Consider the following 17467-nt stretch of genomic DNA (forward strand, 5'->3'; position numbering starts at 1 on the left):
ATTTTTACCAATCTGCATTCAGATATTTCTTCAGCTGTCCGGCGTTGAGCACCTCGTAGCTGAGCATCTTGCGCTTCTGTAGTGGGGCGATGTTCTTGCCCACACCGTCGTCGAGCTTGGGATCGTAGCCGGAGGCGAGCAGGTCGTCCACCTTCTGGCAGAACTCCTTCAGTTCGGCAAGCTGGGCTTTCAGCTCTTGTGCCTCCATGCGGCCCTCGGTGGTGGAGGTGTCAAGAGAGTTAAGGCGGTCGCTGATGGAGGTCTCGCGGTTGGCGGCATAGATGGAGCGCACACGGTAGAGCGTGTCGCGGTTCCATTTGTAGATGCTCACGTACAGCTCCATGGCGTGGTGGCTGCCCGTAGAGAGATGCCAGATGAATGGGGTCTTGGGCAGATACATGAAGAGGTTCAGATGGTCGCTGAGTTGCTGGAAGAAGCGTTCCTGCAGGTACTTCTCCAAGGGGCAGCCCAACAGTTGGCACACTTGGTTGAACTGTGCCGGCGAATAGCCCCGTTCCATCATCTCACGCTCAATGCGGATGGCAAGGCGTTCCTCGCCGAGCTTGTCGCCGAGGGGTATTACTCCGTCATCGTCTTTTGCCAACACGGTTCGGATGACGTCCGTAAGCAGTTCGAATGCCAAGGTCTGTGTGCGTTGCGGGGGCAGTATGTTGGCATTCTTGAATTGCCACCACACCTCCACGGGGTTCATCTTGTGCTTGATGCAGAACTCCTCCCACTCGTTGTTGTTCTGATAGAGTGTCTCGAAGTCGGTGATGCGAGGCTGCTCGTCGTTCTCTTCCAAGTTGTCGAGATGTGCCAATACCTCGTCGCTGACGGGGAACTCCTCGTTTCCCGTCAGCCATTCCCTATAGGCAGCTTTGGCACTACTGCTCACGGGCAAGTCGCCCACGGGCACTCCTTCCTTCTCCAACACCATCTGCTTGTCGTGCTCGCTCAACTCATACACCTCAAACACGGTTTTGTTGATGACAGACTCGTTTAAGAGGATTTGAGTCAAGAGAGCGTTCTCGTAGGTGTAGTAGTTGGAGATGCAGGTGGGAGCATCTGCTTCAATAGATATGGGAGAAGCCTTATATAGTGGCTCTATTATAGAGTATTGGCAAAGATGCTTCTTGATGTTGACACAATTATTAACTAAATGTTCAATGTAAATCTCGGTTGAAGCGGATGGAATAGCAAAAGGTATTCGTTTTATATCTCCTTGTGTAACATTAACAGTTGGGTTTAAACATTCAAGTAGATAGGATGAAAGTTTAGAGTTTAGAAAACCAAGATAATAATTGATATTGTTAAACTTATCACTGGGATATATTCCTGGCCCTGCACCGCTAATAACTTGATTTGAAGGAAGATATCTAAAAGAACATCCCCGACTTCCACTGCTACAATACGTTACGCCTTCTTGTAGATAGAAAGATTCACTTGGAAGACGGTTTCCGTGACATTTTAGATATTCATACATGTCAGGATTATTATACGCTAAAACGATCCAATTATTGCCATACCATTTATTGAATGGACCACCCTTAGGATAGAAGACATAATCCTTTTTGTCCCCAATAATATACGAAATATTATCTTTTCCTACTTCCCAAAAAAAACGAAGTGTTCTTTCATTATTACCCGTTGCACCGCCTTGTCTAATAAAAATGATATCATCTAAAGCATCACTTCCAAACTTCTTCCTAAACTCATCGCTAATCCAATAGATAAAAGGATATGACTTGATGCCCTTCAGCTTGGACTGAGGGAGGGTATAGACACGGTTGTTGGGACGGTTATTCAGATAATCGTCGTATGCTTCAGCGAGCGAGCCTTTTTTGTATTTCTCTTGCTGGTTGGCAGTAATGTTGAAATAGATGCCATCTGTTTTTTCCTGCCTGTTCATATCAAGTGTATAGAACGTAGCGTCAAGCAGAATGCCAGGACCAAATAGATTGACTCTGTCAAGCCCATAATCAACCATCACATTGATATGTGTCTCTTCAATCATAAACTTGCGGACATCCTCAAAGGTCTTGATAAACATAAACGTATGAGGATGTATCATTCCCACCTTTCCCTCCATTCCCGCCAACTCGCAGCACCGTTTGATAAAGCAGGCATAGAGGTTGGAGTTGAATTTATAAGGCTTTTTGTAGTTAGCCTCCACGAAAGCCTTCAGTTCCTTGCCGAAGTCGGCACTGTCGGTATAAGGTGGATTGGCAACCACCACGTCGTATTTTTGGCTGATGATGTCGAGGAAGGTCTTTGCCTCCGACGACTTTAAGAGAGAGAAGGAGTTTGCTTTGCCCCATTCGTCCACGAGGTTGTGAATGACGGTCTTCAGCTCGTTGCGTCCACTGAACAGCGAATTCATCTCTTCGGCAGAGAACAGCATGTGGTTGTCGTCATCAGGGGCAAGTTCGTCCAACTGCTCTTCCACCCTTACCAGCGATCCAAACTTATGCGCCGATGAGAGGTCGCTCCATATCTTGTTTGCCGCAGCATCATAACGTTGCAGCCACGAGGTGTCATAGCCGAACGATACTTTCACCTCGTCGTATGTCGGCAGCGAGAAATGCGTGCTCACCACATGGGTATAGCTTGGCCAGTGGCTGCGATGTCCGCCCAGCACGCGAGCCTTGATGAAGAGGGCAATCTGCGTTATCTGTGCCGCACGCTCGTCGAGGTCCATACCGTAGAGGTTGTATTCCACTATCATCTTCGGAATGTCGCGTCGGCTGTAGTCGCGCCCGTAGTTGTCCATCTGGTCTTGGTAGAGGTCGTAGAGCAGCGAGAAGGCATAGATGAGGAAGTTGCCCGAACCACAGGCAGGGTCGAGTACCCGCATCTCACGTACATCCTTGGGGTGGCGCACCTGATGGTCAGGAGCATTGGCAATCTGGTATTTCTCTTTGATGCTGCTGTCGGGGTACATTTCAAGATACGCCTTGCCGAGCGTGTTGTCCACAAGAAACTTCACCACCCAAGCCGGAGTATAAACCTGGCTCTGCAGCGACACCTTGTCATACTCTGTCTTGTCGCCGCTCTGCTTCAGTGCCGCCTTCTCCACGGCGTTGAAGTTTTCGTAGAGCCAACCAAGTATGTCGTCGCCCTTCCATACGTCCTCGCCACAGTCAGCGTCCTCTTCCACCGCATTGAACTTCTCGATAATCTCATTCAGTTCGTCGGCAGTGGGCAGCAGGGCGTAGGGATAGTCGCTGCGGTAGAGCGGAATGTGTTCGCCGAGGCGGTCGAACTGGTCGTTGAGGAAATGCTTCAGTCCCTCGCGCTCCGCCCCACGTTCCTCGGGGTGCTCCTCAAGCCATGCGTTGTGCTCAAACGATCGTCCCGCATTCTCCTTGCGCCGGGTGATAATCTCCGGAAACAGTTCCTTCGCCTCCATCACCTTGATGGCGGCAATGCGGTTGAAGAGCGTGAATACACACTCGTTGATGGTGGCCTGACGAGCCACAGCATAGTTTCCGCCAGTCTCCTTGAGGTGGCTCTGCATAATCTCCTCCAGCTTCACCCGCTTCTCCTTCTGTTCCTCTTGTAGCGCCGAGGCATCCACAGGCGCGTCAGCCCTCAGTCCCATCCGTGAAAAGCGGTTGTCAAATGCCTGTTGTATCAGGCGACGTATGTCAAGAACGTGGTTTATCAGTTTCATATATTATTTGTTTATATCTTATTAATGTAATGAAGGTTTTCTTTGTTTTGCATATTCGGAATAATAGTAAAACCAATCGTAAGCGAGCAGTAATTTTCAATAAGTATCAGCATTGGCCTTTTCACCAAACCCACTATACCTTCTTACATCCTCTTTCAGAGTACTAAAATTAGAGGTGTTGTATGCGGCCTTAAACCATTCAATACGCTCTTTCATTGGCATTGATAAAGCATTGGATATGTCCTTGTTGATTTTACTTAGATGATACCACACAGAGCGAATTTCTTTTAATGTGTCAGAATTTAATTCGTCTGTTATCATCTTTAGAGAACCGTCGTCACACGATATAGTCATTATGCCATTAGGATCATATTTCACATCAGTGTTAGCTTGTTCCATTATCATAATTGGCATAATCTTATCGTCTTTCCGTTTATTATTGCAGCAACAACCATCAGATCCAAAAACACCTTTGCCATCACATGACAAAACGAGATTTGACAAACCTGTAGTGTGAGGCATACGGTATTCATTGTCAATTTCATCGACAGAAGTAAATGTTTTTTGCGCGAACAGGTCTGCCATAATAATATGGTCTCTAATAGCAGAAGCAAAAGATGAATAATATACATACTGACTCTGTCCTTCCACTCCAGACAAAGACTTGGGTATAATATGTTCCACGCTGGTTTGATTGCCAAGTTTTCTCATACAATAGCAGCAACGGCTTGCTCCATAATCAGACTGCTCTTCAAAAAGTAATGGCAACCATTGTCTTTTAAATCTCTTAAATGACTTATAGGAACGCTTCCCGTCGGCGGGTGAAGGGTCTGGAGAAGTTATATTTCTGCTATAAATAGACTTCAAATATAATATGTTCTTTTCCAGTGCTTCTTTATGATGCCCGAATTTATCAATGTACCTCATACGCCTTCGCCTTTTCTTGTAGTTCCATTACATATTTATGCTCAATTCCTAAAGACTGAATCAAATTGTTGATAATTGAATCAGCTTCTTTAGTTAGCCCCAAAGAAAGATAGGTCAGATATTCATCACCCTTCTTTTTCATTTCTTTGCTACGCGATGGGCTACCCATAAAATCACGAAGTGCGGCGTTGTAGTCTAACCCGAATATTACGGGGAGTATCTTTGCTTCCGATTGGTCTTCTTGCATGAATATAATCTGGTTGGCACTGATGAGTTCTCTCGTTTCTACATCGCTTATTTTTTTCGTCGTGTCAAGGTTGGCAATAACAGCAGCAGAGTGGGTAGTAAGTATAAACTGTACCAAAGGGAATACGTTTTGTAGGCATCCCACAACCTCTTGTTCAAGAGAAGGATGAAGATGCAAGTCGATTTCGTCGATCATGACGATTCCCTGTGACTCTTTGTTGCCATTGAGGATATATTCGCGATATGCCAAGTCGAGCACGATGGAATATAGGCGGCAATAACCTGCCGGGAGGTTTTTGAGGAGACACTCCTTGCCATTGTCGAATATAAGGTTAAGGGCATATCCGTCTTTTAAGGCGACTGGAGAAAAGTTGCTGATGACATATCCTTCATCTTGCAAGTTTGGAAGTTTTTCAGAAAAAGTCTTCAGGCGGTTGGTGACAAATAGTACCTCCTCTTCCAAATCAGAATATCTTTCGTTCAATTGACGCAACGCCTCTTTTACCTCATGATATTGAGGCTCGTTGTCACGGAGTTTGTCTCCAGTCGCTACAAGCTCCATTTGCTTCACCTTATATTGTATATATACTGAAAGTTTGTTGCATAGGCGCAGTTCCCATATTGAAGTACACGCAGATGACAAGTCCCATTGGTAATAACCGAAGTTGCGTGGCATAGTAGGTTTGGAAACTGTCTCTATGGCGTATTTCGTTTCCTTTATGTTCTTGTGAGGAAACGAATCGGAAATATATGCCAACAATGGCAAATCTGCATTTCGGGCATTCCATTGATGAGTGAAAGTGCGAAATGCTTCTTTGTATTTTGAAGAATACAGGGCTGCATTGGCTGTTGAACGCTTGTAGATTTCCCATTCAAGGCTTGTGCCGTTATAAGAAGCCTTAGCCTTGATACCTGCATCTGGGGCGATAGTTCGTGTTTCCTCATCCATTCGGAAGTCATGCTCATCAAATGAATTGATGGAAAGAGACGGATTTCCTGCTGACAAGAAGTCATCTCCCAGTTCCTTGTTGCTGGCAAAGATGAAACTGAGTGCAATTTTCAGAGCGTCTATCAACGTTGACTTACCTGCACCATTGCGCCCGATAACTATCGTAGTGCCTGGTGTGAATTCAAGATGATAGTGCTTGAAACACCTAAAGTTGGATATTGTAAGAGTCTGTATCTTCATATCTTCTATTGTTTTTTACTCGTCAAACTTCAAAATGTCTTTCTCGTCATAGCTGTTGACCATCGCCAACTGCTGTTTCAGCCATTGCTTGTACTGCGCCACTGACAGCTGTCCGGTGGGCAGCTGACTGCGTAGCTTGCGTACAGTGGGTTGTGGCTGAGGTTGTGGCTGCGGCTGCGGTCCGGGACTTGGACTTGGCGTGGGAGGCTGCGGCGGCGTTGAAGCCGTAGTCTTTACTTCGGTGTCAAACACGTCAGCTTCGGTCTGTAACTGCGGCAGCATCTTGATGGCGTTGTCGATGTCGCGAAGCTGCAGATGGCAGCGGCAGCAGCGGATGTCGTAGTGCTTCAACTCTATCTTTGTCACTGCGTAGCGGCGACACGTCTTCTGCTTGTCATCGAGCTTGGTAATGAGGGAAGCATTCCACTCCTTGGGATATTCTTCCGCCTTCTTGCGCACCTGCTCCAACTTGCCGTCGAGTTCACAATACCCTTGGGTCATGCTTTCGGCATATTGCTGCATGTATTGGTAGTAGAGGTCGCGCACCTGCTGGACCACTTGCTGCATCTGCTGATAGTTATGCACAGGGTCGCTCTCCAACATCTTTGAGTAACGCTCGTTCAACGTGTCAAAAGCCTGCATCGGAATACCTACAAACTCCATCTCGTCCTTTACGTCAAGGAGATAGCTTTTCTGTCCTTCTATTGTCTTCAGGTTTTCATTGATGAAACGAATGTCCTTCTCAATCTTGTCTATAGCATTGACGAACTCCTCATTGTCATTGTCGTTGAGGAAGGTGCGTGCCGTGGTGAAATAGTTGGTGTCGGTCACTGTCTTGGCATATTGTAACAGCAGATCCTTGGCGGCTATGCTGCGGCGGAAGAGCCGTTCGCGCTCGTCGTCGTTGCAGATGTTATTGTTCACCTTCTGTATCTCAGTCACAGCAAGAAGACGTATGGCATCCACCAGCTCAAAGTCGTTCATGTTGTAGCTGAGGTTGCTACCCGTGAGTTGCTTGAAGTTGCAGTCCTTCAGGGTGTCAACGATGTCGCGCTTTTCGTTATAGCCGAGGCTCTTGGTTACAGCCTTAAACGAGGCCCGCTGGAAGTTGCGAGCTGTCATGAAAGGCTCTTTCGCTCCGTCCTGCTGCCAGGAATGATACTCCTGGTTGTTGTATTTGATGATTATCTTGCTGGCACGGAAGAGTGCTGCAAGTGTGGAGAATATTGTTCCGAACGTGTAGCCTGTGGGAGCCGCACCAAGGTCGCGCTCCAGATCGGCACCGCTGTTATAGGTTGCCGTGTGTGCCATTATCTCAGTTATGACAGGCAACTGGTCGCCAATGAACTGTCCCGAGGTGTCGAAGAACTGGAAATCGGGCTGTGAGCCAATGGTGTTCTGCAGTTGGTTGGCACCCACTTTCAGCAGTTGCAGGGCAATGGAGTCTTTGAGAGTTCCGCCAAGACGCTTGGTATAGATATTGTCGTACATCTTCAGCTCAGTGTCCTTGATTATCTGAGGGGCACTCTGTTGTTGCATGATGCTCACATTGTATAGATACACCAACCGGCCTTCGTCGTATGACTTTACTATGGCTTGCTCCAGCTGTCTTGTCTTGTCCTCGAGCGTACCGACTATTTCCGCCACAACCTTCTTTTCTTCGTCCGTGAGGTTGGGCACGTCCTTGATGTATAGGATGCGCAGGATGGTTTCCGCTGCCTGCTGTATTTCAGACGCATAGTCGGGCGAGGGAATGACGCAGATTGTATTCTTGTCCGACTGGGTCTCTTCCTTCACCTTGTCAACATATTCTCCAAGCGAAGGCTTGACATTAAGGATGTCGTGGAACACGACTTTCATATTCGGATTGCCTCCGGTATTTAAAGGCTCGCCGCCGTCGGTCTGTAGTGTGAAGGTAACATTGCCGGAGTCGGCTGTGATAGTCTGGGCCTGACGCACGAGTTGCATCTTCTTCACCTCCTTGGTAATCTCGCCCTTGATGCGGTAGTTGGCAATGCCGTCGTAGTTTGCCATCATCTCAAAGATGCGTTGCTGGGTCTCGCTGGTGATGCGGTATTCGTCGCCGGAGAGAATCAGTATCTCGTCGTCGGCGAGTCTCTTGCAAGCCTTTTTCACTTCCTCCAATACTGTAAAGTAGTCGTTGGGGCAGTTGACGTATGCACGGCTTATGTTCTCCACCGTGGTCTTGGCACCCGACTCGGTAAGGAAGTGGATGGTCTGCAGCATGTCGTGGCCTACGACAAACTTCAGTTTTATGTCCGTCAGATGTTCGTCAGCCTGATTGTATCTTGCGCGCAGTGACTCCGGCACGGATTCTTCTGCATTGCGACACAGTTGCGAGGCGTTTACATGGACGAAGATGTCCCTGTCTGCCATGGTCTCCTTCTTCAACACGTCGAAAGCGGATATGAGCATACCACGGGTGCCTACCTGGGTCTTTACTAACTTGTGGGTGCCGAACAGGAAGTATTGCAGCATCTTGAACTGATGCTCATAGAACGGGTAATAGTCGGCGTATGTCTTCGCGTCGGTGGTCTTTTTCAATCCGGTGCCTACTAAGTTGGTGATGTCGCTAATCTGTCCGCTGTTCTTTTTGTAGTAGTCTTGAAGTATAGCGTTTCCATCAGCAGTCTTTGCGAGAAGGCGTTTGCGGATGATGGTGTCAACTTCCTCTGCCGCTATTGGAATGCGGTTGCGGAAACGGTCGATAATCTTTGTGAGCAGACTCTTGTTGACGTTTGTGCCATTGATGACATCGTCGAGCTGCAGCTGGGCAATGGCAATGGTCCATATCTTTCTTCCGAGAGCGGCAATGGACTCTGCCATTCCCTCAAGGTCGAGGATGTTTATCTTCTGTTGGGCAATGGCTTCGCTCACCTCGTCAATCATGAAGACAATTCTCAGGTCTGGGTTCTTCTCAAGATAGCGGGTCAGGTCTTCCTGAAGTTTATTGGCGTCATAGTCCTGTATGCGCTGTTTGGCGGCATCACGCATCTCGTCATAGGCGTTTTCTGAACAAAAGCCGTCGAGCATGGTGTCTTCAAGTGTGTCATACACAAGGTCCATGTTCTTTCGCCGTGCTGTCCATGGCTCGCCGAACTTCTCCTTTACTTTGTCGCAGAAGGCTTCGTAACGCCCGCTCATGATGAGGTTAAACTCCACGATGCCAACCCAGTCGTCGTTCAGGTTGAGCGATTTCAGGAATGCTCCCATCATCATATAACAGATGCCATGGTTGCCGGTTGTCTTGGCGGCATCGAAAAGCACGACGTGGTTCTTGGAGCGTCCCAGTTCGTTGATACTGTTTTGCAGCAGGCTGGCATTAGGCAGACCGATGAGCTTATTTGCAAAGCGGTCGCGGATGGAAGTGCCGCTCAATACCGGGTTTTTCAGCAGAAAACCGATCATCTTTGAGAAATACGACTTGCCGGAACCATAGAATCCGCTCAGCCAAAGTCCCGGCTGGGAAGTGTTTGAGACGTAGAAATCGCAGAAGTCAGCAAGGTGCTTGGCGAGGCTCTCTGTGAGGATAAAGCCATCGAGTTCGTCAATCACACTTTTGTCGTCTTGCTGGTTGAGGTCGATGACGCTCTTTATGTCTTCCTCCAAATGTATGGAGAGTATGTCTTTTATCTTTGTCATAATCAGTTGGGTATGGTTATTTTACGACAACGCAGCGATACTTTGAGGCTGGTTGCTTGTCGAGGAAATATATTGTTTCGTTTCTCATCGTGGCCGGATAGAAGAATACCAACGGCTTGCGGAACTGCATCACGTTGTGGTCTTCCATGATATTCTGGTTTGAGAATCCCATGTTGTATATCACACCGGTATGTACCAATATGGGCGACACCCCTTTTTCTGCCACCTCAACCAAGCGTGTCATAAGATGAGAGTAAAAGGTTCCTGTAGTATAGTTTTGGCTGACAAACACCTCAGACCCCATGTTTTTATATTGCCGCCTGAATTTGTCAAGTCCCTTGGAGTCAACAAACTCAGTGAACACCTCACGAAGGTCGATGAACTCATAGCCATCGGTATATCTCCGGCGTGCCTCCCCGATGTATTTCTCCTCGTCTTCTGGAGGATAAACAAAGAGGATGCTCCTGCCGCCGTTGGCTTCTTGCGAAAGGCGGGCGAGATCGCGGTTCAGTTCTGCCGACAGGTCGGCGAAAAGTCTGTTATGGTCTTGTATGAATGATGATGCCATATCACGATTGTTTTTTGATGTCTATTTTGATGTCGTTGCCTATTTGGGTGATGTCCCAATAAGGAATATTTTCTATTTTCTTCAGGCGGCTAATAATGGTCTGCCGCTCGCTGAAGGAAAAAACCATATACGGGTTGTCCAATGTGGGACTGTCGGGGCATACGGTGATGGCAAACCTGACAAAATACACAAAAAGCCTTTGGGTAATCACCGGATGCTGTATGGTTTTCCTTGTCGTACCCTCGGCAAGTCCCAGTTTCTTCATAATGGTGAGGTATTTGCTTGCAGAGATTTTCAGAGTGTCGTCGCTCCATTGCAATTCCCCGGGATTCGTCTCTTTCACATAGCGAAGGAAGGCAAGGACTTCATCTGCCATTATGGTGATTCGCCCTGAATAGACAGCTTTCATAAATACCTCACGGGTGATAAGTGAAAAAAGGCAGTTGGAATAGGTCAATTGCCAAAAAAGGATAATAAGGCGCTCTGAAAAAGAGAACTCCTTATCGGCTATCGCCTCGAAGAACATCTGTTGGTGAGTGTCGTTGCGAAACTTCAATATGCAAGCTTCAATGGCAGAGACAAACCGTTTGAGAGATTTTTCTGTCCGAAATTGGAATGCACCGGCACTTCCGTCGGTGACTCCGTAAGTGTCACTGACATAGTCTAACATCACGTTGTAGTCAGGTATGCTACCCATAATGTTTACCCCCGAATCGTATTTCGTCTTGTTTTTATCCATTTTGCGAAGTGAAGAACATTTTTACGTGCAAATTTATATATAAAAATCTGAAACGGCAACAGTTTTTTGTTATTTTTTCCCCCAATGCCCATTTTTCCTGGTTTCAAAGCCGGCTTCGCGTATTTGTGCTTTCAAAAATGGGGCGTCGTCATCGTTATCGAAGTCAGGGGAGGAAGAGAGCCTCAGTTTTGGATTGAGTATGGAGATACACGTGTTTATTATTTCTATTTTGTGCTTGTCGGTGGTGCCACGGTAGTCGAAGGACTTGCCAAACTGGTTTTTGGCAATCAGTGCCATGGTGCACTCCTTGCGTAGCTTAATGAAAGGCTGTTTTGATAGTTCTTCAAGGAAAGAGCTCAGCACGGAGGCTGAGGCTGTCCACTTTATGTTGCAGTGCCACACCTTGTTGCTGAAAAAGTCGAAGAATTTGTCGGGACTGGTGTCTTCCTCTATCCACTTTTCAGTGATTAGTATATTCAATACAGTATTAAGTCTCAAAGGTCTGTCGCTGCCGCTATAACTGTAATTTACAGTGTATGCATTGGTGTCGTCGTTGGTTTTCTTTGTTTTTGGCGTTTTCTTTATCTCAGCTGGAGTGTTGCTGTCGCCAATGAGTTCTTTATCGGATGTGATTTTTGAGAGCAACGAGAGCCGCTGGCGTCCGAGAATGGAGGTGCAGAAGGTGGCAAGGTCGAGAGCCCTGTCGTCCGACAGGGATTTGCTGCATACGTTCTGCATTGAGAAGTAGCAGCGGGCGAGGGCCACGATTATGTAGTCCATGATGATGAATGTCTCTTTCTTGTCCTGTTGCTCAAACAGGTCGGCATTGTCATTGAGAATGTCATCGGGCATTATGCCGGTCATGCGTTGTTCCGTAATGGCAGCCTTGGCAAAGGCTTCAACAGCCTCTCTCGTGTCCTTCATCTTGAGCAGTGCGATGTTTTCGCTTTTAGTGGTTTCCACCGTCTTTGAGGCCTCGGAAATGAATTGGTCTATGTCGAGGTCTATCAGCGACTGGTAGTAGCGCAGCCGTGGGGAGAAAAAGAGGCTATTGTTAAACGGAGTCTCCTTTTTCGTGTCCACGGTTTTCTCCTTCCAGTATTCGTCTGGTTTCATTAGGTTGTCCCTGTGCCATGGGCGCAAGTAACCGTAGATGATGTTGTGTATAGTGTTCAGCCTGTTCATATTCATGACTTTTTCTTCGGTTGTTCACTTAAAGAAACCACAGGCAGTTGGCGTTGGTGTAAACCGTGGGATTGTCGAAGTGTGGCATAATCTCGGCTATCATTGCCGGATAAGACACAGTGACTGGCTGTCCTTGTTGTTTCACCGACTTCCAGTAGATGCGGCTAAACTGGTATACCTGTCCTATGAGCGTCTTTATGGTTTGCGAGTCTGGCTCGCCAGCCCTTGTATTGCAGTTGACGGTGAGCTTAACGGGGAAAGGGAAACCGTCGGTAGGGGAGAAGTTGTTGTCGTCGTATCGGGTGTTGTTGTATAACAGGTAGCGTGCCCTGCCTTCACGCGTTTTCCCGAGGTTGATGTAAGTACCGCTATATGGCATGAGGCTTGGTTTCTCCTCCTGCTTGTAGTTGCGGTAAGTACTGTTTGGGTCGAAAGCCACCACGTCTTCCGCTTCCGTCTTGTTAATGGTGATGATATAGACGGGTATGTCGAGGTTGAGGCTGTGGAGCATGTCTTCTATTGGCTGGAACTCATTTCGCCGGCTCACTTGTTTGAAATAGTGTATGACGAGTTGCTCGGGCTTGTTGTTTATGGAGGCATATTCGAGCACCGCCTCTTCGATGGCTCCCATCAGTTCCCGCAGCTGCGACTTTGCGAAATATCTGTAGCTGTTGAACGCTCCGGTGTTGTCAAACGAGAAAGCCGCTCCGATATACTGCATGTTGTCGTCGCTTCGGAAAGCCCCGATGCCAATCACCAGGTCGTTTTTCTTTGTCTCGTCGAGAAGCCAAGGCATTCCCTCGAGTTTTGCGCACATTGCCACTGACATGTTCTGCATAGTGTATATGAAGTTCAGCTTGCCTTTTTGTATGTCACCGTCCATGCCTCTTGTCATCTTCTTTGCCTCTATGCACTGTGTTGGTATTCCAAGGTTCAGGAATGCCTCCTTCACCTTGTAGTAAACCATTTTCTGGCTTTTCTCGCTTGAGTATTTTGGTATTGGCGTGACGTAAATTCCTATGTATTGTGAGTTTTTGTCGAGGTTGCGGTAATGTTCGTCCTGCAGTCTCGCCTTTATCTCTGGCAAAGGGTTGGCTTCGTTCCAGAACTTGATGTGTAGGGCCGAGTCGGCATAGTCCACCTGTGTGCCGATGTAGTGCGACATGGTTTTCTGCACCAAGTTACCCACTTCTTTGTTCGAATTGTTTTTGACATATTTCGGGTAGCTTCCGTTTTTGAATCCGCCAATCAGTTCTGCCACCTTTCTTTCCAAAGATATCGGGTATATGGCAATGAGCTTCACTGCCACATGCGGACTTATTCTTGCCGGCCCATTGTTGATGCCGCGTTGTTGGCGCAGTTCTTTAGTGTTGTGTCCGAACACCAGCATCCTTTTGCTTTCTTCCACTTGCCCCACTTGTAGCGGGTTGACCTCACGGAAGTTGTCCGCCAGGTCGATGAACACCTTCCTTAGTTCGTTGTCGAGCAGATATCTTTTTTGGAAGTCCGTGATTTTTTGTTTGTATTTCACGTATCGGCTCTCGTCCGTTTTCTTGTTTGCCTCGTGGTCGAGTGCCAGTATTTGTTTCAGCTTTTTTGTAACCACGGCTCTTGTGGTTGTGGGGTCGTAGCCTATGTTGTGTCTCTGCAGATGCTCGAGGCTGTCGATGTTACGTCTCACGTGTGTCTTGCCATGTTCATCGGTATATTCCCGTCTTGTCATCACGAGTCGCAGCATATCGGCTGTCACACGGTCGTTAGACTGTCCTAACGGGTCGCTGCCGTCGTCGTCGAGAAGCATGCTTAGCGGGGCGTTGAAGAGCAGTGCGGGACGGTCGTAGGTCACCATGATGTATGGGCACTGGTTGAACGAGTCGTGTCGCACCTTCAGCGAGAATCGGTCCATAACCCAAATTCTCACATCCTTTCCTTTGTATTTCACTGTGCGCACCTCGCCTTCTGCCTGTTTCCATACCTGTAGGTCGTCGGTGATGCGCGGCTTTGTTATGATGAGTTCGTCGTGCTTGCTGAGAACCCTTTTCAGTTCATGACGGTAATAGCGTCTCATGAACGTGGCGTTTTCTGGTTTTGAAAGGTCGATGTCCACTGGCTCAAATCCGTCAAAACGAAAGTTGTAGCCCACGAATACCGGTTGCTTCCCGAGATTGAAGCCACCCTGTTGTCCGAAGATGTCTATCACTTCCTTCGGCGTCTGCTGCAGGGTGTCGAGTTTGTCGCTACAGTGTTTTTCATCGTCTTTGGCAGAAAAATACATTTTGATATGCTTTTCCGGATATTTGAAGTCCAAATGATTTAATATTAGCTTTTTGTCCATTTTTTTTTATTTATGTGTGTTATGATTTTATTGGTTACATATATGGCCTGTCGTCTCTCTTATGCCGTTCCGTTGTCCCAAAATACCAAATTCGGTGGAAAAATAGGCTATTTTGGCGTTTTGAGTAGACCCACACCGACTTTGGTATAGACTTACACCGACTTTGGTATAGAGTCACAGCGGAGGCAGAGTGGAGGCAGAGCCTACTTGAGGTAGGGTTTTGGGAGTGTTTTGGCACAGTTTTTGTGTCGAGACATGGGTATATTTCCTTCCTTGCCTGATATGGATCCAGCAGTAAAATCCGTCTTCCTCCACTGTTTCCTCTATCTTGTCCTGTAATGGTGAATTAATGATTTTGTCTTCAATTTTTACTTTATCATTTTCCACTCTCACAAATCTAAGCACGTCTCCTTCCTTCCAGTCTTCCTGAATGATGTCACACACGGCATGACAGTCTTCAAACCTGCATCCGAGCGTAGGCAGTGTACCTTGCGCCACTATACCGAGTTCAAGAATGTTGGCGCTCATAAAGCAGTCGCAGTCACGCTGGTTTGTTTTCTTGAACTCAAAGCATCCTCTAACCGCCTCTTTCACGATGCGATATAGTTGCTGTGCCGCTTTCATCTTATCCCGTTGTGCGAGTTGGACTTCGGTTTTCTTGTCTCGATATGAGGCAGGTCTTTGCCTCACGGTGAGCATTCCTTTTTGGTATTGGTAGACAAGTTCGCCTACCCTGCCGCTTAGTGTTCCGTTTGGTTTTATAATAGCCATTGTCTTATGTAGTTTTAATTAAACAGAGGGGTGCTTCACCCTTTCAATGGCAAAGGTAGTGAAAAATATTAATTTGACCAAATATTTTAGTAAAAAATTAACTTAATTCCTAAATAGTTGAACACATTCCAAATATAATTACTTTCTTTACTTTCCCGCCTTAATTGAAATCTACAGGCTAAGGATAGGCGGGTGAGACACCCGCCTATCCTGTAAAGTTTTGATTTTTTAAGACAATCATTCGGCGAACTGACGGAAGTATCCAAGGCAGGTGTCGCGCCATAGACGGGCGTTCTCTTCCTGAAGCTTCAGTCGCTGGTCTACCTCTTCAAAGCGTTGGCTGTCTACAAAGGGCTTCATCTGATGCCATGTGGCGATGTGGCTTTCCACTGCCGACACGCCACGGTTGTAGAGATAAGTCATCTCAGCCCATAGCGTGCGGCCGCTCTTCATGCGATAGTTCCAAGGCAGGTGATGGAACCAGAGAAGGTATTCCTCAGGGCAGGTGGCAGGATTATCGTACTGGCTGCGGAACGGTTCACGGTATTGGCTTACTGCGTCAGTGCCACGGCTGGAACGGTCGAAACCGATGCCTTGGCGGTCTGCCTTGTGGTAGTAAACGGGTTTCCACTCGTCAGGGAAGTGTGGCTGGTTGCCGTCGGGTTCAGGACCATAGTGATGGTCGCCTTTGAAGATGTGATGAAGGCCAAGGGGCATCATATAGTCCACGCATGCCTCACGGCTTTCTGTCATCACTGTTGTCATAGGCTCCACAAAGTCTTTCTCGTGTGAAAAAGTCTGACAAAGCCATTCCTTGGCTATTTCCTCCGACGACAGTAGCGGGTTCCATGCCAGTCGGCCGAAGGCATACCAGTTAGCCTGTGAGAAGTGATGGCCGCACCAGTTTGCGTCGTCGCCAATGTTTGCCACTCCTGCAATGCCCACAAGAGACTCAGGCTTTACAAACTGGAAAAACTCCTTCCACATTGGTGCAAGGTATACAAGATGTATGCTTTGTCCGAGGTACTCCTGTGTGATTTGCAGTTCAGCCATCAGCGGTGTCTTCTTCATTACGTCGAAAACAGGAGCGTAAGGCTCTCGGGGCTGGAAGTCGAGCGGTCCGTTCTTGCTTTGTAGAATGACGTTAGGACGGAATTTTCCGTCAACGGGCAGGAATTCCGTAACAGCCTGTTTTACACGGTCTTCACCCTTATGCTTGTTTCCGTAAACGAAACATCTCCACATGATAATGCCGCCGTATGGCTTCACTGCGTCAGCCAGCATATTGGCTCCGTCTGCATGAGTGCGGTCGTAGTCGCCCGGTCCCGGTTGTCCCTCGCTGTTAGCCTTCACGAGAAAACCACCGAAGTCAGGTATGATAGAGTAAATTTCCTTAGCTTTTGCTTTCCACCATTTTGCCACTTTAGGTTCGAGTGGGTCGGCAGTCTTCAGTCCTCCTATGACCATAGGCGAGGCGAAGTTGACCGAGAGGTAGGTTTTTATGCCATATTCTCTCAGTATGTCTGCAATCACCTTCACCTTGTTGATATATTCCCTTGAAAGCATTTTCGGCGAGGCGTTTACATTGTTTAGCACAGATCCGTTGATGCCTATCGATGCGTTAGCCCTTGCGTATGCCTCGATCTTTGTTCTGAGCGACTCAGAGCATTTCATCTTTTTAGCCGAAGCGCCTTCAATCTCGTCCCAAAGCCAGATGCTCTTTCCTGCATATCCACGCTCTATGGTGAGGTCGAGGTTGTCCCAGTGGTTAAGAATTCTCAGTCCGAATGCAGGTATGCAGTCGCCTGTCTTCAAGTCAGTTCCGCTTTCCTGTCTTCGTATCAGTTCATGAGCTCCGTAATACAGTCCCACGGGCTTTGCCGCCTTTATGGTGCCCTTGTCAATTGTGAATCCGTCTTTCAGGTGAGTGAGGCTGTTGTCTACAATGAGTTTCACTTCGTCTCCCTTCCAGTATCTGTTGATTTCGTCAGCGGCTTTTTCCACGACAGAGTTTTTGTACTTAGGGTCGAATGAGGCTTTGAAAGCCTTTGTCTTGTTGTAAGCGGCCCTTAGCCATAGTGCCGAGCCGTCTTCCGCATAGGCATAGCCAGCAAAGAGTGTGAGGCATAGAGCCATAATCAATGTTTTCTTCATGTTTGTAATTTTTT

At 47.5% G+C, this 17467-nt stretch carries 10 protein-coding genes; all 10 read right to left on the reverse strand.

What is annotated here, in order from left to right:
* Positions 1–4: 4 nt before the first annotated feature.
* The 10 genes from pglX to CIK98_RS02150 all read right to left on the reverse strand — a co-directional run bounded on the left by pglX (position 5) and on the right by CIK98_RS02150 (position 17453).
* Positions 5–3676 (reverse strand): BREX-1 system adenine-specific DNA-methyltransferase PglX, encoded by a 3672-nt coding sequence (gene pglX / locus CIK98_RS02105; protein ID WP_094382629.1) that lies wholly within the window; start codon positions 3674–3676, stop codon positions 5–7.
* Between the two features lie 96 nt (positions 3677–3772).
* The gene (locus CIK98_RS02110) at positions 3773–4603 is read right to left on the reverse strand and encodes a hypothetical protein (protein ID WP_094382630.1); all 831 of its coding nucleotides are present in this window, start codon (positions 4601–4603) and stop codon (positions 3773–3775) included.
* Positions 4590–6038: an AAA family ATPase gene (locus tag CIK98_RS02115; protein ID WP_094382631.1), complete on the reverse strand. Its 1449-nt coding sequence runs from the start codon at positions 6036–6038 to the stop codon at positions 4590–4592. The genes CIK98_RS02110 and CIK98_RS02115 overlap by 14 nt, the downstream gene beginning before the upstream one ends.
* Positions 6039–6053: 15 nt before the next feature.
* Positions 6054–9701, reverse strand: a complete 3648-nt coding sequence (brxC, locus tag CIK98_RS02120; RefSeq protein ID WP_094382632.1) for a BREX system P-loop protein BrxC — start codon at positions 9699–9701, stop codon at positions 6054–6056.
* A gap of 16 nt (positions 9702–9717) precedes the next feature.
* Positions 9718–10269 (reverse strand): hypothetical protein, encoded by a 552-nt coding sequence (locus CIK98_RS02125; RefSeq protein WP_094382633.1) that lies wholly within the window; start codon positions 10267–10269, stop codon positions 9718–9720.
* A 1-nt stretch (position 10270) separates the two neighbouring features.
* Positions 10271–11008 carry a BrxA family protein gene (locus CIK98_RS02130; RefSeq protein ID WP_094382634.1) on the reverse strand — a complete coding sequence of 246 codons (738 nt, stop codon included), beginning with the start codon at positions 11006–11008 and terminating at the stop codon, positions 10271–10273.
* A 69-nt stretch (positions 11009–11077) separates the two neighbouring features.
* Complete coding sequence (locus CIK98_RS02135) at positions 11078–12193, reverse strand: hypothetical protein (RefSeq protein ID WP_141210366.1); 1116 nt, start codon at positions 12191–12193, stop codon at positions 11078–11080.
* 28 nt (positions 12194–12221) lie between these two features.
* Positions 12222–14528 (reverse strand): hypothetical protein, encoded by a 2307-nt coding sequence (locus CIK98_RS02140; protein WP_094382636.1) that lies wholly within the window; start codon positions 14526–14528, stop codon positions 12222–12224.
* A 174-nt stretch (positions 14529–14702) separates the two neighbouring features.
* Positions 14703–15299: a hypothetical protein gene (locus tag CIK98_RS02145; RefSeq protein ID WP_094382637.1), complete on the reverse strand. Its 597-nt coding sequence runs from the start codon at positions 15297–15299 to the stop codon at positions 14703–14705.
* A 237-nt stretch (positions 15300–15536) separates the two neighbouring features.
* Positions 15537–17453, reverse strand: a complete 1917-nt coding sequence (locus CIK98_RS02150) for an alpha-glucuronidase (RefSeq protein WP_094382638.1) — start codon at positions 17451–17453, stop codon at positions 15537–15539.
* Positions 17454–17467 lie beyond the last annotated feature (14 nt).

Origin of the sequence: Prevotella sp. P2-180 (assembly GCF_002251435.1) — a bacterium.
GTDB lineage: Bacteria > Bacteroidota > Bacteroidia > Bacteroidales > Bacteroidaceae > Prevotella.